The following is a 24472-nucleotide window of genomic DNA, read 5'->3' as shown; positions in this document are numbered from 1 at the left end:
CCTCTAGTGAAGTGACGGATCTTTTGTTCCGAAATATCATTAATATGGAAAGAGTCATTTCATGGAGCAATAGTGTACGCGAAGAATTGATTGACAGCGCTGCTTTTTCAGAAGTGGGCAAGAATGTATTAGACGAAAACACAACAAAAAGAATGCAAGATTTGATATCCAGTTATTTTATTGATACAGAAGATATTGATTCGGTCTGTCTATTTGATATTCATTTTCGCCCTGTGTGTTACGGTAATCATAATAGCATTGGCAGTTATGACATTAACAATAGGTACAAGGAGATTTCAAATTCAGAATGGTATAAAAAGAGTGTTATCGCTCAAGGAAGGCCAACTTTCTTCAGCTATAATGTCCTAGTAAAGACAGAGGATGATACGACTTTTTCTTCAGTTAAATTATTACGGGATCCACAAAATGTTTTTAACCCAAAACAAATAGGCTTGTTAGTTGTTAATATTAAAAAATCAATGTTTTCTAGAGTTCTAAATGATGAAAGTAATAGTGTTATTACCGTTATCGATTCTTCCAATCACTCAGTACATACAGTGTTTAGTAATTCTTCTAAATTGGATAACGAGTTGTCGCGTGGTAAGAATACCTTATCCATTTTTCAAGACTTGGAACAAAAAGGATATTTGATTAGCAGTTATACTAACAGTACGACGGGATGGACATTCGCTAATATAACAAAAGAAAAAGAGCTTTTAAAGCAGTCTAATAAAATTGGCATAATAACGGCTAGCATTTCGACTATCATTGCTTTCATTGCTTTATTAATCTCTTATGTTTTATCTGGTAAAGTTGCGCGGCCATGGCTGCAATTAAAAAAGATGACGGTGGATTGGGCCAAAGGGCTGTGGGGTTCAGGACAAGACAATGAAAAAGACACCATTGGTGTTATCGGAGAGACATTCCAAAGAATAACCGTTGAAAATAAACAATTAAATGAACGGCTTGTTCATTCACAGTTAAAAGAGCGGGAAGCCGAGCTTCGTGCTCTGCAAGCGCAAATTAAACCCCATTTTTTATATAATACTTTGGATTCTATTTATTGGATGGCCGTCTTGCAAAACAATGAGGATATAGCGGAAATTGCTGTTGCCTTATCACAAAGTTTTAAACTAAGTTTAAATAATGGAGAAGATTTGATTCCAATATCAAAGGAATTAGAGCATATTCACCACTATTTGACGATCCAGAATTTCCGTTATCAAAACCGTTTTCGTTATATCGAGGACGTTGACTCGGCATTAATGGATAAACCAATTCTTAAGCTGTTACTTCAGCCCTTTATCGAAAATGCTATTTATCACGGTCTTGAGACCAAGGTAGGGGAAGGGACCATTAACTTAATTGGAAGGATCTCTGATGGCTGGGTTACTTTTAAAATTCAGGATAATGGCGTGGGAATCGAGGATCTGGAGAAAACTGAAAGCGGCTATGGAATAAAGAATGTACGTGAGAGACTAAAATTGTTTTACGGAGAGGACAGCACCATTTATATTTCGAGTAAGGTGAATGACGGAACCTGTATAGAGATTAGTTTTCGGGAAGTTGCAAAGGGGGAGTAATGGTTTGCTAAAAGCAGTTTTATTTGATGACGAATACATTGTTCTGCATGGGTTGCAAAAGATGATTGACTGGTCAAAGTATGGAATTGAGCTGGTAGGCACAGCAAGTAATGGGTACGCTGCTATTGATTTAGTTGAAACACATTCTCCAGATATTGTTTTTACCGATATTCGAATGCCGGGTATGAATGGCCTGGAGGTTGTAGAAAAAATTCTTGAAGCTGCACCTGAAATTATCTGTGTAGTTTTTAGCGGATTCAATGAATTTGAATATGTAAAAAAAGCAATCAAGCTAGGTGTATCGGACTATCTGGAAAAGCCCATCACTATCCCAATGATCGAGGATACCATCCAGAGAATACTCGAAAAATTGCAACACCAGAAAACGGTTCTTTCTCTAGAGGAGAAATGGGAGGATAGCCGTACAGAGTTGATTGAAAAAGCGACCTTGGATTTACTTCTTCAGGGTGATGAGGCACTACCTAAGTGGAGGAAGAGTTTTCAGGAAGAAGTGGAGGAGATTGCCGCGGTTACTGTACTGGCCCTATCAGATAAAAGTCATGCCTTGCCAAGTCATCCCTCTTACTTTCCTGTATATCTTCGTAATGGAGCAGAACATTTGCTTGTTATTTTTCATTTTGAAGATGATTCTACAGAACTATTAAATCAGTTATTATATTGGCCAAGTGAAAACGGAGTAGCAATAGGGTCAGGCCGGACCTATCCAAAACTTACAGATGCACCCAAAAGCTACAAAGAGGCATCACAAGCATTACGCTATGGACAGTTTATGGATAAGGGAGAATGGACACGTTTTGAGGAAATTGGAGAAAATCCTAATATCCCTAGTGACCTTTCGGAGCAAGAAGAAGCTATTATTTTCTATTTACGGACTGGTGATAGAGAAGGGCTTTTCCAGCAGGTAGATGAATTTATTAGCAAAATTCAGTCGCAGCGCTTGAATCCAGATGTGATTGAGCGTGAAATATTAAAGCTAATTTATCTTGGAATGGAAGTAGCAAAAGAAACAGGGGAAGACGTATCACATTTAGGTCAAGGAAACTATCTCCCGCATGTAGACATAAGATTACTAAATACAAAAGAGAAAATGTTCAGTTGGTTAAGGTCACAAATGGAAATGATAATGGACTGGTTCCTCAGGGTACGAAAGGATAAAAAGCATAATGCAGTTGAAAAAGCATGTACATATATAGAAAGAAACTTTTCGAACGATTTGACCTTACAGGATGTCGCGGAATATGTAGGAATGAATCCAACGTATTTTAGTCTTCTTTTTAAGGAAGAAATGAAGCTTTCTTATATAAAATATTTGACCAAGCTGCGGATGGAGCGGGCAAAGGAACTATTAAGGGAGGGGCATAAAGTTGCGGAAGTAAGTGAGAAAGTAGGATACCATACGTATAGACATTTTTCCGAGTTATTCAAGAAGCATGCAGGAATAAATCCTGGTCAATATCGAGATTCTTTTTAATACTCATTAACATTAAATTATCGAAACAAACTAAAGAAAGAGCGGAAATGAGTATGTTGAAAAACAAGAGAATAATTCCACTTATTTTAAGTATTCTACTAATCTTTTTTTGTATTACATTAGGATGCAGCAATAACAATAAAAATACTTCCACTAATTTAAACAAAAAGGAAGTTACCTTAAGCCTTTTAATTGATAATCAAGCAGATCAAGAGGGAATCAGAGCAGTTGCTGCAAAATTTGAAAAGAAATATCATATTAAAACAGAAATTGAAACACGCCCGAGTGGAGTGGAAGGTCATCAGGTGATGAAAACCAGATTAGCAACTGGTGATATGACCGACTTGGTTATTTATAATTCTGGTTCTCTTTTACAAGCACTCAACCCGGAAGAATATTTTGTTGATATGACAAGAGAACCGTTTATGAAAAATATAGGAGATACGTTTAAGCAGTCAGTTACCATTAACGGCAAAGTATTCGGTCTCCCAATGGGGAGTGCCATTGCTGGCGGCTGGCTGTATAACAAAAGGGTTTATCGCGAGCTTGGACTATCGGTACCAAAAACTTGGGCAGAATTAATAGCTAATAGTGAAATCATTAAGGCAGCTGGTAAAACAGCAGTAATTGGCACCTATAAGGATGATTGGACTTCCCAACTGATAGTCGTTGCCGACAATCACAATGTTATTTCTGAGGACCCAACATTTGCAACAGACTTTTCCACAAATAAAGCTAAATTTTCTACTACACCTGCAGCATTAAGAAGTTTTGAAAAATTATCAGAAGTATACCAAAAGGGATTTTTAAATAAGGACTTTCAATCAGCAAGCTATAAGGACGGAATAAAAATGCTCATTGAAGGAAGCGGCGTTCAATATCCTATGCTTTCATTGGTGTTAATGGCGATCAAAGCAGATTACCCCGATAAAATTAATGATATCGGATTTTTCCCACAGCCTGGCGACGACCCAGATAAAAACGGAATGACCGTTTTTATGCCAGCTGCCATTTATGTTAATAAAAATACCCAACATTTAGAAGCAGCCAAAAAGTGGTTAACCTATTTTGTTTCTCCAGACGGAGTGAAAACGTTCCAAGCTAAGAGAAGCCCCGTGGGACCCCTAGCCCTAAAAGTAAAAGGCAAGGATCTTTCGAATAAGGTCATACCGGCTGTAACGGAGATGCTTCCTTATTTTGAATCCAAAGATACTATGCCTGCACTTGAAAACTTAAGCCCATTAAAAGGACCTAATCTACCGCAAATTACCATAGAGGTAGGCAGCGGGCGTGTCTCAGCAAAAGCAGGTGCAGAGTTATATGATAAAGATGTGGAAAAACAGGCACAACAGCTGGGGCTTAAAGGGTGGTAACCAGAAAAGCGCAAGGCGCCCGTCTATCGGCTTGTGACCTCGAGCCGTTGGAGCCTGGAGCTGGACAACTCTCGAAGTCAAAAACTTTTATACTTTTTAATAAAAAATTGTCCTTCTTTCATTTAAACCATGTAAGAGGGACTTTTTTTATATCTAAAAAAAACAGACGTATATCCAAAAAAAGCATCACTTAAATAATAGCGTGAAAGCGCTTAAAATTAAATTAATTACTAAGCTGCGATGCAGACAGATCTTAGTGGTTAGATATTTAAAAAGGGGGAGAAAAAATGAACAAAAGAAAGAGAAAAAAAGTTGTTTCATTATTGTTAAGTAGTGCACTTATGGCTGGTATTTTAGCTGGATGCAGCAGTAAAGAAGAAACCACTTCAGGTGGTGGCAGTAAGAGTAATGATAAAGAAAAACTAACATTCCTCATTGATAATCAAACACAACTGGATGGAATCAATGCGATTATCGATGCATTTGAAAAGAAGAATAAAATTAAAGTAGAAATTGAGACTCGTCCTGGTGGCTCTGAGGGAGATAATATTATAAAAACGCGTTTAGCTACAGGTGATATGACAGATTTAGTCTGGAATAACTCAGGATCACAACTACAGGCACTAAACCCTGAACAAAATTTTGTTGACCTAAGTAAAGAACCTTTCATGGAAAATATTATGGATGATTATAAAGAAGCTGTTTCCGCAAATGGAAAAGTGTTTGGAATTCCGGGCACCCCAACAAATGCTGGCGGCTGGTTATATAACAAAAAGGTTTATGCTGAGTTAGGTCTTTCCGTTCCTAAAACATGGGATGAATTGATGGCCAATAACGAAAAAATTAAACAAGCTGGAAAAACAGCAGTAATTGGAACCTATAAAGATACTTGGACCTCACAAGTCATTTATTTAGCTGATAACTACAATGTCCTTGCGGAAAGTCCGAATTTCGCGGATGACTATACAGCAAACAAGGCAAAAATTGCTACAACTCCTGCAGCACTTCGAAGTTTTGAAAAGTTAGCAGAGGTTTTTAAGAAAGGTTATTTAAATAAGGATTTCCTTGCGACCGGCTATGACGCAGGTTTAAAAATGTTAGCAGATGGGACCGGAGCCCACTACCCGATGATAACTTTCGCCTTGGCTAACCTTGCGACAACTTCTCCTGATAAAATTCAGGATATTGGATTCTTCCCTCAACCAAGTGACAGTGCTGATAAAAATGGTTTAACGGTGTGGATGCCTGCGGGAATCTTTATCAATAAAAATAGTGAGCATATCGATGCTGCAAAGAAATTCTTAGAGTTTTATATTTCTCAGGAAGGTATAGATTTATATACATCCAAAATCAAACCGACTGGACCTGTTGCCATAAAGGGTATCAAGCTTTCTGACGATGTTTACCCTGCAGTTAAAGATATGCTTCCATATTTTGAATCAGGAAAAACGGCTCCAGCTCTTGAATTCCTTAGCCCAGTTAAAGGACCTAATCTTGAACAAATTACCACACAAGTGGGCAGCGGAATCAGCTCAGCTTTAGATGGTGCAAAGCTATACGACAAAGATGTTGAAAAGCAGGCAAAACAGTTAGGGCTAAAAGGTTGGTAATTTATTAATCTAATCATTTATTGGCCCTGACTAGTTTCTAGCAGGGCCAGTAGCTTATTAAGGGTTGAAGGAAGGAGGCAAATGATGAATAAGTTAGCAAATAAAACGTATACGTATTACTTCCTATTACCTGCGGGTATTGTTTATTTTGTGTTTTTCTTACTGCCAACCATAATGTCCCTGTTTTTCAGTATGACATGGTGGACGTTAACAGATTGGAAATTTATTGGTTTTGAAAACTTTAAAACGTTCTTGTCTGAACCATCTTTAAATATTGGTTTTAAAAACACCCTAATATATGCGGTTGTAACGAGTGGTTTAAAAGTTATTCTTGGTCTATTACTAGGTGTTTTTCTAAGTTCGAAACTGAAAACAGTCGGTTTTATACGTTCGATGATCTTCTTCCCGACATTGTTAAGTACAATTGCCGTAGGTATCGCATTTACCATGTTAATGCACCCTTCTCAAGGACTTATTAACATTGTCCTTAAAGGTATGGGGATTGTTGGGCCAGATTGGTTAGGAAATACTAAAATTGCTTTATTATCTGTCGCATTGGTTGATGTTTGGAAAGGGGTCGGTATGGCGACCGTCATATTTATAGCGGGAATTATGTCTATTCCCGAAGATTACTATGAGGCACTGATGATCGATGGAGGAAACGCATGGCATAAATTTAAGAGTATCATTTTGCCGCTTAGCAGGCCTGCGATGAACACAGTTATCATTCTTTCATTTATTGGCGGCTTACGCTCGTTTGATTTAATTTGGACCATGACAAAAGGAGGTCCAGGTTTTAGCACAGACCTGATTGCCTCCATTATATATAAGCAATATCAGTCAGGTTTTTTTGGTCTTTCAACCGCTGGAAATGTCATTTTATTCATACTTGTTTCTGCATTAGCGTTCCCTCTATATGCTTATCTCAATAGTAAAGAGGTGGATTTATAATGAGTAAAGTTGTCATCAGTGATCTTGAAACTAAACCAATCATGTCAAAGAAAAGTAAGGTTAAGGCACGAAAAAAAATTGGCAAGCTTTTAGTTGAATGCTTGGCGGTTTTATTAACATTAGGTATTTTTGGAATACCCTTTTATTTTGTTATTATCAACGCCTTTAAAAATGTACAGGAATCATCATTATTAAATATGAATTGGCCAAGTTCTTTCCATATAATCCAAAACTTCCAGGAAGTATGGAGTGCGAGAGATGGTATGATTCTCCGGGCATTTTATAACAGTGTTATGATTACGGGATTATCCATTATTCTGTTAATCTTATTTGGTTCTGCTGCGGGATATGTATTGCAGCGTAAAGTATCCAAAGTAACTCCATTTATAAATTTTTTAATTCTAGCGGGGCTGATCATCCCCCCAGCAGTAGTCCCAACCATTTGGGTGCTCCAAGAAATGGGACTTTTTAAAACAATGCCGGGAATTGTCCTTGTTGAGGTGGCATTAAACTTGCCATTTACGATTATATTGTATCGAGGGTTTATGGTGACGATTCCTAAATCTCTTGATGAGGCTGCCTTAATAGATGGATGTGGAAGATTCCGATTGTACTTTAATATTATTTTACCATTGTTAAAACCCGTTTCAGCAACTGTCATCGTTTTAACGGCAGTGAGTGTCTATAATGATTTTGTTAATCCCTTGTACTTCTTTCCAGGAGCGGAAAATGCTACCTTACAGCTAACACTCTATAATTTTATGAGTATGTACATTACACAGTGGAATTTACTGTTTACTAATATTCTAGTTATCTCTATTCCACCGCTTGTTCTATTTATTATCTTTAACAAGAAAATTGTGGCCGGTATGACTGCAGGATCGGTTAAGTAAAAAATTAAATAAAAAAATAGAACCGATTCCTGTTCAAGTCAATGAATCGGTTCTTCATATTGGAGGTATTTTCATGGAATGGGAAGCAAATTGGATCTGGGATAGGAGTGGGGAGCATCCGAGAAATCACTGGTCGTGTTTTAGAAGGACCTTTACTATTAATTCGGAATATGAAGCAGCTGTCTTATCTATTTCAGCAGATACCAAATACTTTGTTTATATTAATGACGAACTAATAGGATCTGGCCCTGTGCGAGGCTGGACTTCCGAATGGTATTATGACCAGTATGAATTAAGCAGTCTAAAAAAAGGAAAAAATGTCATTGCCGTATTAGTTAATCATTATGGAATAGGAACGATGCAGTATATAGAAGGCCGTGGAGGATTAATAGCGCAAATAGATTTCTATCATCAAGGTCAACTGAGTGGACAGCTTCTTACCGATGATAGATGGAAAACAGTCAACCATGATGGCTTTATAAAACAATCGGTTAAAATGTCCAATTGTTTATCATGGGCTGAAATTTATAATGCCAATCGATTTGATAGTAATTGGGGAAAACTTTCTTTCGATGATTCTGCGTGGACAGACGCTGAAATTATCGGTCCTTATGAGGCCGGCCCATGGAAAACTCTTATTCCTAGAGATATTCCCCATTTAACCAATGAAATGATTATTCCAAAGGGTGTCTTATCTTTAAAAGCAGTGAGGCCGATATCACAACACTATTCGGTTGATTTAAAACCCACTTTTTTTCCTGGTGAGTATGACTGTAACTCAGGAAAAATGATGCAGAGTTATTTAGTGACTGAACTCCACTCAAATCAAGATACAACAGGAGTTATGACTCTTACTTATGATGCCCATGCAGGTGCTAAATGGGAATTTACCCTGAATGGAGAAAAGTATAAAACGCAGAATGGAAAATACGAGAAAGTAACTCTAAGAAAAGGGGCAAATTTATTAATCATTGATGTCGGCGGATTTTTTCACGAACCAACCATGCATCTTGCATTTACATTCTCAGAAGAAATAAAATTGAAAGCACCGTTTAGTCTTGGGGAATATAAATTCCTAGGATTTGGACCCTTTTATGCTACAACTTTGCTTCAAATAGGTAAACCGGTCGACTTATCGATTCCTGAAGAAAATGAATATACACAAATGAAACAAGTAACATCTGTTAACGAACTTGAAGCATATAAAAAGTGGGCAAAAGAAATTCCGGACAACCATGTTTGTACGGATAATGTAAGTCTTCTTTCTATTTTTAAGGAAGACCTAAAAACATATCCTTTCGATTTTCAGCATCAAAATATGGTATTGGCCAATCAAAGTTATACAAATGTCACACCAAAGGAAAACGGGGATACAGAATATCTGATTGATTTTGGCAAGGAGTATCTAGGCCACATTGAATTCGAAGTTGAAGCTGCAAGAGGGACTATTTTTGACTTCTTTCTATTTGAAAGTATCCACCATGATGGAAGAATCGAGCATACCTTTTCATTGAATAATTCATTACGGTATATTGCAAAGGAAGGCCGACAAATCTACCGGTCTTTTATTCCTAGAGGCTTCCGATTTATGCTGCTTACAATTCGTAATTTAAAAACCCCGTGTAAAATTTTCAATATTAAAGTTGATGTTACCACTTTCCCTACAGGAAATGTAGGCACATTTAGCAGCTCGGACTATTTATTAAACCAGATTTGGGAAATTTCGAAGCATACCGTTCGTATGTGTGCTCAAGATACGATCATTGACTGTCCAGCCTATGAACAGGCTCTTTGGACGGGTGATTCTTATAATATTTCTCTAATGAATTATTATACATTCGGAAACTATGATTTAGTGAAAAGATGTTTAAGAATAATTTCTAAATCTGTTTACCGTTCACCACTGCCAGAATCTCATGTGCCAAGTGGATGGCAGAATGTTTTAACTGCTTGGTCAATCATGTGGATGATGGCATGCCGCGAATACTATCGATACACCGGAGATATAGAGTTTATTAAAGAAGTTTATCCCGAACTAAAGCTGACCGTTCAACGTTTTCAAGATTTTATAAATAAGGATGGGTTATTAGAAATTTCTGCTTGGAATATGTTAGATTGGGCACCTATGGATACAGAACATAAAATTGTCACTCATCAAAATGCACTCCTTGTCGATGCATTAAGACAAACTGCTTACTTAGCATCTATTATTGGCGAAGAGGAAGATGAAACTACCTTTTTAACTTTATCAGAGGAATTGAAACGTACGATCAATAAGTATTTATGGGATGAGGAAGAAAAAGTCTTTATTGATAGTATTCATGAGAATGGATCCCAATCTAAAACTCACAGTGTTCAAACAAACTTAATTGTTTATTTAACAAATTGTGCGGAAGGACAGCGCAGAAAAGTTATAGAGGAATATCTAATTAACCCACCAGAGAATTTTGTTCAAATAAAAAGTCCCTTTGTCCTATTTTTCTACTATCAAGCACTAATGGATTTAGAGAAAAATGAAATAGTACTCGATAATATCAGGGAAATCTATGGTTATATGCTGGAAAACGACGCAACAACATGTTGGGAAGGCTGGGAACTAATTGAAGGTGACTATAGCCGCAGTCATTGTCATGCCTGGTCCGCAGCACCAACCTATGTGTTTGGAGTTCTCTTTTTAGGCGTGAAACCATTAGAACCTGGATTTACGAAAGTAGCTATTTCCCCTAATTTAAATGGATTAAAGTGGATAAAAGGATCGGTACCAATTCCACAAGGTAAGATTGACATCTATTGTAAAGATTTAGGTACGTATGTTGATTTGCAAATTACCCTCCCAGAAGAAGTTGAAGTACAAATAACAACACCTAAAAATACGAGAATGCTAATAAATGGTAAGAGAATTAGCTAATACTCACAAGCCAACTCTAGTAACATTATGAATCACATTGATTAAAACAAGACGAAAACCAAAAGCAAACAGGCCTTATAGGTCTGTTTTTATTTTTGTAATCAGAAATAAACAAATATATTTTGTGACAAATGTGTTAATCAAACAAAAATAAACAAAAATAATTTCTTTGTTTATGTTGATTTATGTTTGTTGTGGAGTTATGATGTAAATGTAAAGAAGATAAATAAACATAAACAAATTAAATAAAATCAAACATAAATCATTTATTTAAAAGGGAGAGAAAATCATGAGCATGACATTGAGAAATTTAATATATACAGCACCATTTTTACAAGAAATGATTGAAGCAACAGCAAACCTTTACCGATTAGGCTGGGATGAGCGTAATGGCGGAAATATCAGTTATTTATTAAATGAATATGAAGTATTACCATACTTGGATGTTGATAAAGTGATAAGAACAGTACCAATGAATTTTGATGCTTCTGAGTTAGCTGGAAGATATTTTGCTGTAACTGGTTCTGGAAAATACTTTAAAAATGTAAAAGAGGACCCAGCTTCTAATTTAGGCATCATCCGTATTGCAGCAGACGGCAAAAGCTACGAAATTCTCTGGGGTCTTGAAGATGGCGGAGTTGCAACAAGTGAACTGCCGACACATTTAATGAATCATATGAAGCGATTAACTGCAGATAAAAATCATCGTGTAATTATGCACTGCCACGCTACAAACCTAATTGCAATGACGTTTACACATAGTTTGAAGGAAGAAGATTTTACGAAGACGCTTTGGGAAATGTGTACAGAATGTATTGTTGTTTTCCCTGATGGTGTCGGCGTTATCCCGTGGATCATTCCAGGAACAAATGAAATTGGCGAAGCAACTGCAGAGAAAATGGAGAATGTCCGCCTTGTCGTTTGGCCGCATCATGGGATTTTCGGAGCTGGAGCAACAATGGATGAAACATTTGGCTTGATTGAAACAGCCGAAAAAGCAGCTCAGGTTTATACGATTGTTTGTGCGCAAGGTGGTAAAAAACAAACGATTACCGACCAACAGCTACAAGACCTTGCTGATGCTTTCAAAGTGGTTCCAAGACCAGGAATCTTAAATTTATAAAACCAGTAACACGGATTTACTATTAGGGGACATCATTGTCCCTTAATTTTAAAAATAAATTTGTGAAATAGTGAACATAAAGAAGGAGGATTTCAAATGAGTGTTTATTATGTACCAAGTACAAATTTAATGGGTAGAGGCTGTTTAAAGGAGTTAGCTCCGCTTGTAAAAGATCTAGGTTTTAATAAGGCCATGGTGGTAACCGATAAATTTTTAAATCAAAGCGGAGTTGCAGGGAAAGTTTTAGCTGAACTAGATTCTATTAATCTAGAATATATTGTTTATGATGAAGTAAAACCAAATCCAACCATTGAAAATGTATATAAGGGTGTAGATGTTTTTAAAACAAATGAATGTGATTGTCTAGTATCAATTGGCGGCGGTTCACCACAGGATACAGCAAAAGCAATCGGTTTGTATGTTACGAATGGCGGCGACATCTGTGATTATGAAGGGGTTAACAAAACCCAAAATAAATCCATCCCGATCATTGCGGTCAATACGACTGCGGGAACATCAAGTGAATTTACAATTAACTATGTTATTACCGACAAAGAACGTGAAGTAAAAATGGTTATGGTTGATAAAAATAGCTTGGTTACTATTTCTGTTAACGATCCTGAATTAATGCTCGATAAGCCAGCCGCCTTAACCGCAGCGACAGGTATGGATGCCCTGACACATGCAATTGAAGCAATTGTTACCCCGGGTGCATATCCAGTAACGGATGCGACTGCCCTAGCAGCGGTTGAAATCATCTTTAATTATTTGCCTCGTGCCGTTAAGAATGGTCATGATATGGAAGCTCGTGAGCAAATGACCTATTGTCTGTTCTTGGGAGGAATTGCCTTTAATAATGCCGGCCTTGGATTTGTTCATGCAATCGCCCACCAGCTTGGCGGCGTCTATGACTTACCACATGGAGTTTGTAATGCGATGCTGCTTCCAATTGTAGAAAGAGAAAATGCCAAACGTGATCCAAGAAAATTCCGGGCGATTGCAAAAGCAGCAGGGTTAGAAACAGCTGGAAAGACGGATGAGCAATGTGCAGAAGAAGTAATTCAAGCGATTAAAGCTCTATCGAAAGAAGTAGGCATACCTAGCAAGCTTGCAGAATTAGGCGTGGAAGAAGTAGATTTAGAAAAACTTTCTGTCAACTCGTTAAAAGATGCTTGTGCTCCAGGAAACCCATTCCAGCCTACAAAAGAAGAAGTAATTGCCATGTTTAAGGAAATTTTATAATTTATTAAAATAATAAAAGCGATTTCAAAATATGTTATAATGTTAAGGGGGCCAAGTTAATAGATGGCCTCTTCTTTACATTTAATGAGTCTGCTCTTTTTGTGAGGTGCTGAACATAAAAAACTACTTAAAATTTTTGGTCTGTTTTTTAATAGTAATATTTGTAAGCGGTTGCGAACTAAATTCCGGAAAATATCAAATTATTTATAATGGAGATCAAAAGAAAGAGCAAATTAAACAAAATGAAAACAAAGAAAATTACACGATTGCCATCGTACCTAAAGTAAGTGGGATTCCTTATTTCAACGCAGTGGAAGAAGGGGCCTTCGAAGCTGGGGAGGACCTTAACGTTAATGTTTTATTCACAGGGCCGCCAATTGCCGATTGGAAGCAACAGCGAAATATTATTGAAGATTTCATACAGAGAGACGTTGACTTAATTGCTGTTTCAGCCAACGACCCGGATAGATTAGGACCTGTATTGCAAAAGGCAAGAGAAAAAGGCATAAAAGTGATTTCTTGGGATTCGGACACAGACACAAAATATAGAGAACTATTCATAAATATGGTTGACCCTGAAAACCTAGGCCGGCATTTAATGGATAACTTGGCCTCTAAGATGGGGGAAAAAGGCGAGTACGCCATCATGACGGGTTCTCATGTTGCGGCCAATTTATCAACATGGATGAACTATATCATCAAGCAGCAGGAAGAAGAATACCCTGATATGAAATTAGTAGAAGTAGTGGAGACGGAAGATAATCCCCAAAAATCATATACAGGGGCCGAAAAGCTATTAAAAACTTATCCTAACTTGAAAGGGATATTAGGCAGTTCTTCAGTCGGTCCTCCCGCAGCAGCACAGGCAGTTAAGGATGCGGGAAAAGCAGGGATGGTTACTGTAACAGGGCTGTCTACCCCTAATTTAATGCGGAGTTATCTAAAAGATGGGTCAGCTCAAATGATTACATTATGGAGCCCTAAAAAACTAGGCTATTTAACGGTTAGTTTAGCGAAAAAATTATTGAGTGGTGAAAATCTTAAGGATGGGCAGCATATCGGTAGGGTTGGAAATATCAAAATAAAAGGGGATACCGTTATTATGGGACTGCCCATTGATTTTACAAGGGAGAATATCGACCAATATGATTTCTAGGCTTCTTGAAACAATAAAATTAAAAAACTCCCGGTTATCAACGAAACTAATTATTACGTATATTTTGTTAACAGTTATTCCTATGGGCCTTTTAGGTTTCCTAGCTTATTATGAATATACCAAATCCATTGAAGAAAAAGTGGGAGAATATATTCCCAAACTATTAAAGCAAGCGAATAATAATATCGAAAACAGTTTAGCTGAGTTAGAAAGACTCCCAGATTTAATTTATAGCTCCAGTGATGTTATGTCTGTTTTAAGAGATAGCCGCTATAAGAATCAATCCCAATTAAATCAGGACCAATTTGTAGTAGAGAGTTTCTTAACGAATACCTATCTTGATAATAGCTCAGAAATATTGGGGGCATTCCTTCTCTCCAAAAATCGATCCTTTGTCAGTACCCGGATTCCCTATGAGGGATTTAATCTTGAAAATCTCTCTCTTCCATATGGGGAAGAACATGATTTGGGAGAGAAAGTCGAACTCATTTTGCCTAAACAAGCAAGTCTGAAGTTCGAAGGGAATCCTCCCTATATTTTGTTAATGAAACAGGTAACAGATGTTGATAATAGAAAATCACTTGGTACGCTTTTTTTAGCGGTTAAATTATCATTTATTGAAAATGTTTTAGGAGATTTAGAGAAAGAAAAAAATGCGGCCATGTGGGTGATGGACGAGAATGGCCAGGTCATTTTTCATACAGATCCGTCAAAGATTGGTTCGATTTTTACTGAAGTAAAGGATTACCCATTAGAAAATGGAAGCTTTCAGACAGGGACAGCTCAAGAAAAAACACTCATTAGTATAAATAAATCAACACGTCATAAATGGATTTTAGTTCATAGTATTCCATTAAAATATCTAACAATGGGAACGGATATGGTTAGAAATGTAACTATTTTTGCTTTTTTTACGCTGGTCATCATCACGAGTCTACTATCGGTATTTCTTGCCTGGTCAGTCACAAAGCCTATTAAAAAACTAGGATATATCATGCAAGAGGTGAAGGGGGGCAATCTAAGTGTCTCCATTCCCGTTGATTCAAAAGATGAGGTAGGTGTCTTGGCTCAAAGCTTTGACTCCATGCTTACAGAAATCAGGGATTTAATCCAGAAAAACTATTCTATTGAAATACGTCAAAAGAACGCTGAATTATATGCTTTACAATCACAGATAAACCCGCACTTTATGTACAATACTCTCCAGACGATTAGTATGGCTGTTGAAGACGGAGAATCTGAAACAGTCGTTGAAATGGTCACACTTCTTGGCAGGATGCTTCGTTATTCATTAAGTAACAAGGATCGGCTGGTGCCGATTTCACAAGAAGTTGACCATATTCAGGACTATTTAAAAATCCAAAAATACAGGTTTGAAGAAAGACTTTCTTATGAAATTCAGTCGGAGCTTGATACTGGTTTCTATTTTACACCCAAATTTATTTTACAGCCGCTTGTCGAGAATTCGATTAAATATGGATTGGAGAAACGAAAAGGGTTACGTATTCAGATTTTTGTGGAAGAAATTTTTAAGCAGCACGGAAAAAAAGATATCCTTTTTACCATTCGTGATAATGGTCCAGGAATAGATGAAGACAAGCTTGATGAGTTAAATTGCAAATTAAAATCCGATCCAATGGGAAAAAGAGAGTCAGGTTTTGGGATATTAAATGTTCACGCCCGGGTGATGATGATGTTTGGGGATCAATATGAATTACGAGTAAATAGTTCCATTGAAAAAGGGACAGAGATCATAATACAAATTCCAGCAATATTAAAGAATGAAGTTACAAATTACTCAGTGATTCAAAGGGATGGTGAGGGAAGATGACACAAATAAGAACGGTTATTGTCGATGATGAAGGAAGAATTCGAAGAGGGATTGAACGAATGGTTCGTTCATTAGGAGATGAATGGGAAATCGTTGGTGTATTTTCTGATGGATTAGAAGTTTATGAAGCGGTTATCAATCAATCCCTTTCTTTTGACCTGCTCATTTCCGATATTAGGATGCCGGAAATGGATGGGTTAACCTTAAATAAAAAACTTAAAAGCCAGCTATCCTTCCTGACCATATTTATAAGTGGATTTGATGATTTTGAATATTTGCAGACTGCCCTTCGAGATGGTGCTGTTAATTATATTTTGAAACCAATTGATAAGGAACAGTTTCAAATCCAGATGGATGAAGTGAAACAAAAAATCCAGATGCTTAACAAAGAAAAGCAGGAATGGCACAGAATGCAAGAGAAGGCTTCCCAACTGGAGTATACTAAACAGCTGCAGCTATTAAGCGAAATGACCTGGAATGAAGAAAAAGATATTGCTTATTTAGAGTGGATCCGGCAGTTTCCAAGCGGCTGTTATCAATTAATTCATATTAGTATTGATCAGATTTATTCACAAACTAGAGAAAATCTGCCCGAAGATTGGAATAGTTGGACTCAAAGTATTGAAAATATTGTAGAAGAAACAGTTGCAGGTTCTATTCGAGTTCACCAGATTAATAGCTGGTGGTGGCGGGGCAATAAGTTAAATTATTGGATCTTGTTACAGATTCAAGATAAAGCCTATGCTCCTAATTTTTTATCCATTTCAAGAGAATTTGCTGAAAAACTTAGAATCTCGATACACAAATTAACCCCTGTAACAGTATCTGTTGCTCTAGGCCAAGAATTTAATGATCTTGCATTATTTAGTGATATGAAGAACGAGTTGCATTCCTTACTTCAGTTTCGAATGATTCAAGGAGGAAATCAAGTCTTTGAGACTGATTTGTTGGAAGGCATTAAAGTTCAAAAATCGAAGGGAATCTCATCTTCTATTTTAAAATTTACAGAACAAGTGATTAATTCGTTTGCACAAGGGAAAAGGGATGATTTACTTAAGGCATTACAAGGCTTTTTTCGCGAAATAGAATCTTTATCATCACCCGTGATGATTAATGAAGCAGTACATTATTTATTAATTGGGATTGTGAATAATTGGATTGAAAATGATGGCTATAGTGAGGATCCGAATTTACTAACAGATGCTTTAAATATTACAAAAAATGCAGCAAATTTCATCCAGTTGAAGGATAGGGTGAAAATGTGGATTGTACATGTGATGGAGAAAATGACTGATTTGAAAAAGGAGCAGCATAATCCTATTCAGGTTGCGAAAGAGTGGATAAAAAATAATTTGGGGGACAATATTTCAATTAAGAAAATTGCACAGCAGGTCTATATGAACCCCAACTATTTTTGTGATTATTTTAAGAACCAAACGGGGGAGACGATTTTAGATTATGTAACCTCCGCGAGACTTGAAAAAGCCAAGGAACTGCTAGAGAAAACGGATTTGAAAATTTATGATATTTCCTTATCTGTAGGTTATCAAGATACAAAATATTTTAGTCGCTTATTCAAACAATGGATAGGGCAGACACCGTCGCAATTCAGGGAACAGTTCTCTAAAACACCAACAGAAAATTAAGAGGATAAAAGAGTCAAGGAACCATCTCCTTGACTCTTTTTCTTTGTAATCCCTTCCAACATTCTGAATATTTTCACCCCTAACTGAATTTTGTCTCCTACAAGTAAGCGTTTTATCACGGTATAGTTTAACTATAGGCGCTGTTAAACGACATTGTTGTTTTTATACTCTGTTGATTGGAGCGGAAGGCGATCGACTCCTGCGGGCTCCCCGGCACGCCCGCGGAAAGCGAGCGCTTGGAGCGGAAATCAACAACCAAATTTAACAGCCAAACTATAAGGAAAATTAAATTCTAGAAAGGAAAATAACAATGATCAGAAAAGCGAGTATCATGTTTGTCAACCGTGATAGTTACGATGAATATAAGCGCCGCCACGATGAAATATGGCCGGAGATGGCTTCAGAATTAAAGGCACATGGTGCACATAATTATTCTATTTTTCTAGATAAAGAGACTGGTAGATTATTTGCTTATGTAGAAATTGAGGATGAAGAGAAATGGGAGCATATGTCGCAAACAGCTATCTGTAAAAAATGGTGGGCGTATATGGAGCCGCTAATGGACACGAATGCAGATAATAGTCCAGTTTCAATTAATTTAGAGGAATTATTCTATTTAGATTAGTGGTTATGTACTAGTTTTAAAAATGAAACCGTTTCCCGAAAAAACAAATTTTTAGGAGGTATTATAATGGCTAAGATTGGTGCTAAAAAAACGACCGGTTGGAAAGCAACCATCTCTGTTGCAATGGCGAACTATATTGAAGCTGGGTCCATCATTGCAGCTGCAAGTAGTTTAACCATGTGGCAAGCATATCTTCATTTAGATAATATTGCGGTAGGCCTATTAAGTGCACTGAGTGCCAATGCATTTGGAGCGGCAGTAGGAGCTTTGTTTGGCGGTTATTTATGTGACAAATATGGACGGAAATTTATTTATACCTATGACTTGCTGGCTTATATGCTGGGTGTTTTATTGATTGCTGTTTCAGTTAACTTCCCAATGCTATTAGTCGGAACCATTATTACAGGAATTGCTGTAGGGGCCGGGGTACCAGCCTCATGGACCTACATTGCAGAAGAAGCACCGGCTGATAAAAGGGCTGCACATGTTGGAACAGCACAGTTAGCATGGTCAACCGGCCCAGCAATTACATTTTTACTTGCCGTCTTACTTGCACCACTTGGACTTCTAGGAAGCCGGATTATTTTCATCCACTTATTAATTATTGCTTTTATTACTTGGTACATCCGACAAGGATTATCTGAATCAGCGATCTGGAAAGAAGGCAAAGAACGAGAAGCGAAAGAAGGAAGCAGCAATAATAAAGGTGTACTCAAAGAATTATTAAGCCTGAAACCGAATCGTGAAGCATTATTTTTATTAATTGGTATCTATTTATTCTGGAATTTAACCGCAGGTGCTATGGGTTATTTCATGCCATATATCTATCAAAATGTTGGCGGGTTAACAGGCACACAAGCGAATTTACTTCAAGTTCTGCTTTGGAGTTTAACAGTGGCTACCACTTATTTTGTATTCATGAAATTAGGAGATAAATTTAGCAGACGTTCCTTGTTTGGAATAGGAGCGGTAATGGGAATCGCAGCATGGTTAATTCTAACATTTACAGGAATGAACTGGTTCTCACTTTTTGCTTTCGTTATTCTCTGGGGCAGTGCTGCTGGCTTCGGTGCTCAAGCATTCTACGGTTTATGGGCAAGCGAACTTTTCCCAACAAGATATCGTGCTGGTGCACAAGGAATTATGTACTTCTTAGTAAGACTCGGCATTGCAATTTGGTCATTTATTTTACCGACTGTGATGGATAAATTAGGATTTAAAACCGCTGGAATTGTAATGCTTGTCTTCTTAGCCATTCATTGTGTGATTGGAATTCTTCTTGCTCCAAATACGAATGGTAAAACATTGAAACAAATTGAAGAAGAGCGTTTTGGCAAATCAAAGGCAATTAAAGGCAAAGCGGTTTAACTGAATAAAGTGAACATGACCTGGGTCCAGCTTTTCGTTGGTCCAGGTTTTTATGTTTCCTTGTAATTTTTCAGGTAGTTCACCAAAATATGATATGATTTGGCTAGTAAAGAAAAACGGCATTGAGAAAAAGGTGAATACATTGAACCAGGACCTCTTAGATGAACTTCTCCAAGTAACGGATGAAGAGAAAATCATTCTGGATCAGCGAAAGAATGTAAGTAAAGAACTCTATACAAGTAAAACGAATTTTGTCATAGAGAGTGAAAAATTTCTGAGTAATGACAAGATGATTATGGTTCGAAAGCATACGCGTTTCGTTGATTTTCCTTTGCATAAGCATGACTATATTGAGATTAATTATGTTTATCATGGTGAGCTTAAGCAAACGGCGGGCGGGCGGCCCATTACGTTAAAAAAAGGGGAACTATTGTTATTAAATCAACATATTGAACATGAAATTAAAGCATGTGCCAAGGAAGATATTGTTATCAACTTTATCATTCGTCCTGCCTTCTTTGATTTTATTTTTTCGTTTTTAAATTCAGGTAATATTGTCAGTGACTTTTTAATCAGCGGTTTATACAATAACACACAAAATGGACAATTTTTATATTTTAAAGTAGCCGAAGTCGAGACAATCCAGGATATGATTGGAAAAATCATCAATGAAATTATGCATCCTTCCCCTTTTTCGGAATCCACTATTAAGCTTTACATGGGGCTATTGATGATCGAATTAATCAAAAATACGGATCTAGTAGAGCGCAAAGAGGAAGCATCCATGAACCACTATTTGGTGGTCGAATCTCTTCAATACATTGAAGAGAATTATAAACAAGCTTCTCTTTATGAATTGGCTGAGAAACTAAACCAATCCCACTATGGGTTAAGTAAAACAATCAAAAAAGCGACGTCGCATACCTTCAAAGAATTGCTGCAGGAAAGACGGCTTGTAAAAGCAAAAGAATTATTAGAGAGTACCGATATGTCGATTTCTTCTATTGTAGAAGAAGTTGGATATGATAACATCAGCTATTTCTATCGGATTTTTAAAGGAAAGTATGGTCAGACCCCAAAAGAATTCAGAGAACAGGCAGTAAATGAGAAAACAAAACTAGATTAAACTCTAGCGGTAATCTTTGGTACACGCTTTCATTGTAGGATATAATGGAAAGGAAATTAGAAGGGAGGAATACTAAATGAAATACATAAACATTGCAAATACAGACCTTCAAGCATCAAACATAATTATGGGGAATATGCGTATCCCACAGCTTTCCATAGCTGAAGCAGAGAACCTTATACGTTCAGCGATGGAAGAGGGAATTAACTTCTTTGACCATGCTGATATCTACGGGAAGGGTAAATCTGAGGAGATTTTTTCAGAGGCGATTCAAATGAACCCTTCTATCCGCGAAAAAATGATCATTCAGAGTAAATGTGGAATTCGCAACGGTTATTTTGATTTTTCAAAAGAGCATATTCTAGAGTCAGTGGATGGTATTTTAAAGAGATTAAATACGGAATACCTTGATATACTGCTTCTTCATCGCCCTGACCCATTAATGGAACCTGCTGAGGTAGCAGAGGCATTTGAAGAACTACATAACAGTGGAAAGGTTAGATATTTTGGAGTTTCCAATCATAATCCTGCACAAATAGAACTTTTGCAAAAATACACACCCCACAAGTTAGTGGTAAACCAACTGCAGTTAAGTATTGCACATACGCCGATAATCGATGCAGGAATAACTCTTAACATGAAGATAGACCAAGCAATTAATCGGGACATGAGTATTCTAGAATACTGCCGCTTAAATGATATCACTATGCAAGCGTGGTCCCCATATCAACATGGTTTCTTTGCCGGAACCTTTTTAGGCGATTTAGAGCATTATCCGGAGCTAAACGAAGTGGTAAACCGTATCGCTGAAAAATATGATGTGACTAATACTGCAATTGCAACAGCTTGGATCACACGCCATCCGGCTAATATTCAGGTGGTACTTGGAACCACTAAAGTCGAGCGCATGAAAGACGCTTGTCAAGGTTCAGATATTAGACTAACAAGAGAAGAATGGTATCAAATTTATAAAGCAGCTGGGAATATTATCCCATAAGCGTAAAAGGCGTGAGGATCTCATTTAGAGAAAATTCACGCCTTTTGTTATTTAATGTTTGTTAGGTGAATTTCATATGTAAAATACTATTAATACAGAAAACGGGCCGAATCATGTCAGCCCGCTTAATAGATTCATATATAGGTTAAGAAACAGATTTTTGGGGAAGAGGGGAAGCTGCTTGTATTAATTTTTGAATTTCAATATATAAAATATGATGTTCTTCCATTTCCTTAATTTTAAAAGAATAGCCATCAAAATCTATACAGTCATCCATCGCAGCATCAAACTTCTCTGACAAGAACCATCCGCCAATCGTATCTAAATCTTTATTTGAGATGGAAGTGCCTAAAAGATCGTTTACCGTTTCAATGAGTACTTTACCACTGACAATATAATGCTCATCGGCTAATTTCCGCACATCAGGAACCTCGTCTGCATCAAATTCGTCTCGAATATCACCAACAATCTCTTCGATAATATCCTCAACTGTCACAAGCCCAGAAGTACCTCCAAACTCATCGATGAGGATCGCCATATGAGTCCTTTCCTTCTGCATTTTTAATAATAAGCTTTGAATAGGAATGGTTTCAATAACAGAAATGACGGGTTTAATATAGGGTGTTAGGGACTTTTCCTCCACCCATTTTTTATCCAATTTAGTAGTTAAGATATCCTTAATATTAATAATCCCGACAATATTATCTTTATCTCCATTAGTGACAGGGTAGCGTGTATATTTTTGTTCTTTGATTAACGAGAGAATATCATCCCGCTGATCATCGACTGAGATACTTACCATTTCCGTCCTAGGTACCATAATTTCTTTTGCAATCCGATTATTAAAATCAAACACATTATTAACATAGGTTAATTCCGATTCATTAATTTCCCCGCTTTGGTAACTCTCAGATAGAATAATCCTTAGTTCTTCCTCTGTGTGTGCTAACTCGCTTTCAGAGGCCGGTTTTAAACCAAATAAGCCAACTAATAACCTCGATGAACTATTTAAAATCCAAATGAATGGGTAGAAAACTTTATAAAAACCAATCAATGGTTTAGCAAAAAGTAGAGTTATGGTTTCTGCTTTTTGAATCGCAAAAGATTTAGGTGCTAATTCGCCCAAGACTACATTGATGAAGGTAACTAGAACAAAAGCAAATATGATGGATAAAACATGTGTTACAGCACTATTCACGTTTAGAAAAGCGAAAAAAGGATGTAATAACTTTGAAACGGTGGGCTCTCCCAGCCATCCAAGTCCGAGAGCTGTAACCGTAATTCCGAGCTGACAGGCAGATAAATATTCATCTAAATGCGTAACTACTTGTTTTGCAGCCTTCGCTCCTTTTTTTTCTTCTTTCATTAGTTGATCAATCCGTGTGCCTCTTACTTTTATAATCGCAAACTCTACAGCGACAAAAAAGGCTGTGAGAGCAATAAAAATGGCGATCATGATCAGGTTAACTATTTCCAAATGTATAGCCTTACGATAGGTAAGGCCTACACCTCCAGTCTTAAAATCTAGTAATATATTGAAATCTAATTCAATTATGACATAATGTCATTCCAAATGTCAATGGAATGTGAACTTTGGTTCATGTTTTGTTCGATAAGGTGAAATTGAATATTTAGCGAATTCTCCAAGAATTGCTTGAAAATTGTGGAAAAACATGAGACCGTTTAATCTAACTAGAATGATTGCCTTTTTAGACTTTGGAATTGTTGGCAGGTTAACATCCCAAATGAAGTCACATGTAGCCTCATTTATGATTGCATTAATGAACCAAAATACAGATGAGGTAGTCAGAACGATAACAAATATGGGTTTAGTACCTGAAGATGTCAATCAAGATAAGTTAAGAGCGGATGTAGATCAACTTAGGGAAAAATATATCACTATTCCGTTTAGTGAAATGAGAGCAGGCCAGGCAGTTACTGAATTATTTTCTGTTGCCTATAGACATCGAATTCAATTACCAACGGATTTAACTATCTTAGGGAAAACGCTGCTTACCATGGAAGGGATCGTAGAGAAGCTGGATCCAGAGTTAAGTATAATTAAAGTAGCGGAACCGTTTGGAAGACAGATGGTTAAGGACCGTTTTAACCCTAAAAATGTTGCAGAAAAGGTTTGGAACCAATTGTTTGAATACAGTGAAATTATGAATGAATTACCTAAGACAGTTAAAGATTTTACATCGATTATGAAAAAGGGGAAAATGAGGATTGAGATCTCGACACCAGAGTTAGAAATCTTTTTAAGAAGATTAAACCGGATTAGTAATCGGTTTTCGTTTAGTATTGTGCTGCTTTCCTTTAGTATTATCATGGTTGGGGTCATTATCGGGGCGGTACTATCCGGACAAACCTCTGTCCTTTTCTCAAAGGTTCCTTTGATTGAAATTGGATTTGGATTAGGCACAACGATGAGCCTATTGCTTTTATTTTCCATCTTTAAATCGGGTAGATTTTGATCTCTTGTTTCGTGCCTTTTTGATGGCTTTTTATTCAATTATTGATGGGATGAATCTCCACAGCTTACTGC

The 24472-nt window shown here is 37.0% G+C and carries 18 protein-coding genes; 17 read left to right on the top strand and 1 reads right to left on the bottom strand.

Annotated elements, in window-relative coordinates:
* The 16 genes from V7266_RS06345 to V7266_RS06270 all read left to right on the top strand — a co-directional run.
* Positions 1–1583: sensor histidine kinase (locus V7266_RS06345; RefSeq protein ID WP_335466760.1), on the top strand; the 1583-nt coding region annotated here is incomplete at its 5' end.
* 4 nt (positions 1584–1587) lie between these two features.
* A complete protein-coding gene (locus tag V7266_RS06340) occupies positions 1588–3075 on the top strand; it encodes a response regulator (protein WP_335466758.1) in 1488 nt (495 codons plus the stop codon).
* Positions 3076–3128: 53 nt separating this feature from the next.
* Positions 3129–4448: an ABC transporter substrate-binding protein gene (locus tag V7266_RS06335; protein WP_335466757.1), complete on the top strand. Its 1320-nt coding sequence runs from the start codon at positions 3129–3131 to the stop codon at positions 4446–4448.
* A gap of 287 nt (positions 4449–4735) precedes the next feature.
* Positions 4736–6058, top strand: a complete 1323-nt coding sequence (locus tag V7266_RS06330) for an ABC transporter substrate-binding protein (RefSeq protein WP_335466755.1) — start codon at positions 4736–4738, stop codon at positions 6056–6058.
* An 84-nt stretch (positions 6059–6142) separates the two neighbouring features.
* A complete protein-coding gene (locus tag V7266_RS06325) occupies positions 6143–7009 on the top strand; it encodes a carbohydrate ABC transporter permease (protein WP_335466753.1) in 867 nt (288 codons plus the stop codon).
* 41 nt (positions 7010–7050) lie between these two features.
* Positions 7051–7902: a carbohydrate ABC transporter permease gene (locus V7266_RS06320; RefSeq protein ID WP_420491336.1), complete on the top strand. Its 852-nt coding sequence runs from the start codon at positions 7051–7053 to the stop codon at positions 7900–7902.
* Between the two features lie 73 nt (positions 7903–7975).
* The gene (locus V7266_RS06315) at positions 7976–10810 is read left to right on the top strand and encodes a family 78 glycoside hydrolase catalytic domain (protein ID WP_335466750.1); all 2835 of its coding nucleotides are present in this window, start codon (positions 7976–7978) and stop codon (positions 10808–10810) included.
* Between the two features lie 295 nt (positions 10811–11105).
* Positions 11106–11933 (top strand): rhamnulose-1-phosphate aldolase, encoded by an 828-nt coding sequence (gene rhaD / locus V7266_RS06310; RefSeq protein ID WP_335466764.1) that lies wholly within the window; start codon positions 11106–11108, stop codon positions 11931–11933.
* A 96-nt stretch (positions 11934–12029) separates the two neighbouring features.
* Complete coding sequence (locus V7266_RS06305) at positions 12030–13175, top strand: iron-containing alcohol dehydrogenase (RefSeq protein ID WP_335466748.1); 1146 nt, start codon at positions 12030–12032, stop codon at positions 13173–13175.
* A gap of 106 nt (positions 13176–13281) precedes the next feature.
* Complete coding sequence (locus V7266_RS06300) at positions 13282–14331, top strand: autoinducer 2 ABC transporter substrate-binding protein (protein WP_335466746.1); 1050 nt, start codon at positions 13282–13284, stop codon at positions 14329–14331.
* Positions 14321–16162 carry a sensor histidine kinase gene (locus V7266_RS06295; protein WP_335466745.1) on the top strand — a complete coding sequence of 614 codons (1842 nt, stop codon included), beginning with the start codon at positions 14321–14323 and terminating at the stop codon, positions 16160–16162. The genes V7266_RS06300 and V7266_RS06295 overlap by 11 nt, the downstream gene beginning before the upstream one ends.
* A complete protein-coding gene (locus V7266_RS06290) occupies positions 16159–17808 on the top strand; it encodes a response regulator transcription factor (RefSeq protein ID WP_335466743.1) in 1650 nt (549 codons plus the stop codon). The genes V7266_RS06295 and V7266_RS06290 overlap by 4 nt, the downstream gene beginning before the upstream one ends.
* A 310-nt stretch (positions 17809–18118) precedes the next feature.
* Entirely contained in the window at positions 18119–18433 is a 315-nt protein-coding gene (rhaM, locus tag V7266_RS06285; protein ID WP_335466741.1) for an L-rhamnose mutarotase, read from the top strand.
* 66 nt (positions 18434–18499) lie between these two features.
* Positions 18500–19801 carry an MFS transporter gene (locus tag V7266_RS06280; protein ID WP_335466739.1) on the top strand — a complete coding sequence of 434 codons (1302 nt, stop codon included), beginning with the start codon at positions 18500–18502 and terminating at the stop codon, positions 19799–19801.
* Between the two features lie 142 nt (positions 19802–19943).
* Positions 19944–20927, top strand: coding sequence for an AraC family transcriptional regulator (locus V7266_RS06275; RefSeq protein ID WP_335466737.1), 984 nt, complete (start codon positions 19944–19946; stop codon positions 20925–20927).
* 76 nt (positions 20928–21003) lie between these two features.
* Entirely contained in the window at positions 21004–21924 is a 921-nt protein-coding gene (locus tag V7266_RS06270) for an aldo/keto reductase (RefSeq protein ID WP_335466735.1), read from the top strand.
* Between the two features lie 145 nt (positions 21925–22069).
* Here V7266_RS06270 and V7266_RS06265 read toward each other — a convergent pair whose 3' ends face one another.
* Complete coding sequence (locus V7266_RS06265; RefSeq protein WP_335466763.1) at positions 22070–23380, bottom strand: hemolysin family protein; 1311 nt, start codon at positions 23378–23380, stop codon at positions 22070–22072.
* Between the two features lie 217 nt (positions 23381–23597).
* Here V7266_RS06265 and V7266_RS06260 point away from each other — a divergent pair, with 217 nt between their 5' ends.
* Complete coding sequence (locus V7266_RS06260) at positions 23598–24401, top strand: hypothetical protein (protein WP_335466733.1); 804 nt, start codon at positions 23598–23600, stop codon at positions 24399–24401.
* Positions 24402–24472: the final 71 nt, after the last annotated feature.

The sequence above is a fragment of the Neobacillus drentensis genome (genome assembly GCF_036965645.1).
In the GTDB taxonomy this organism is placed as follows: domain Bacteria; phylum Bacillota; class Bacilli; order Bacillales; family Cytobacillaceae; genus Neobacillus; species Neobacillus drentensis_D.
This window is presented reverse-complemented; position numbering and strand designations above follow the sequence as displayed.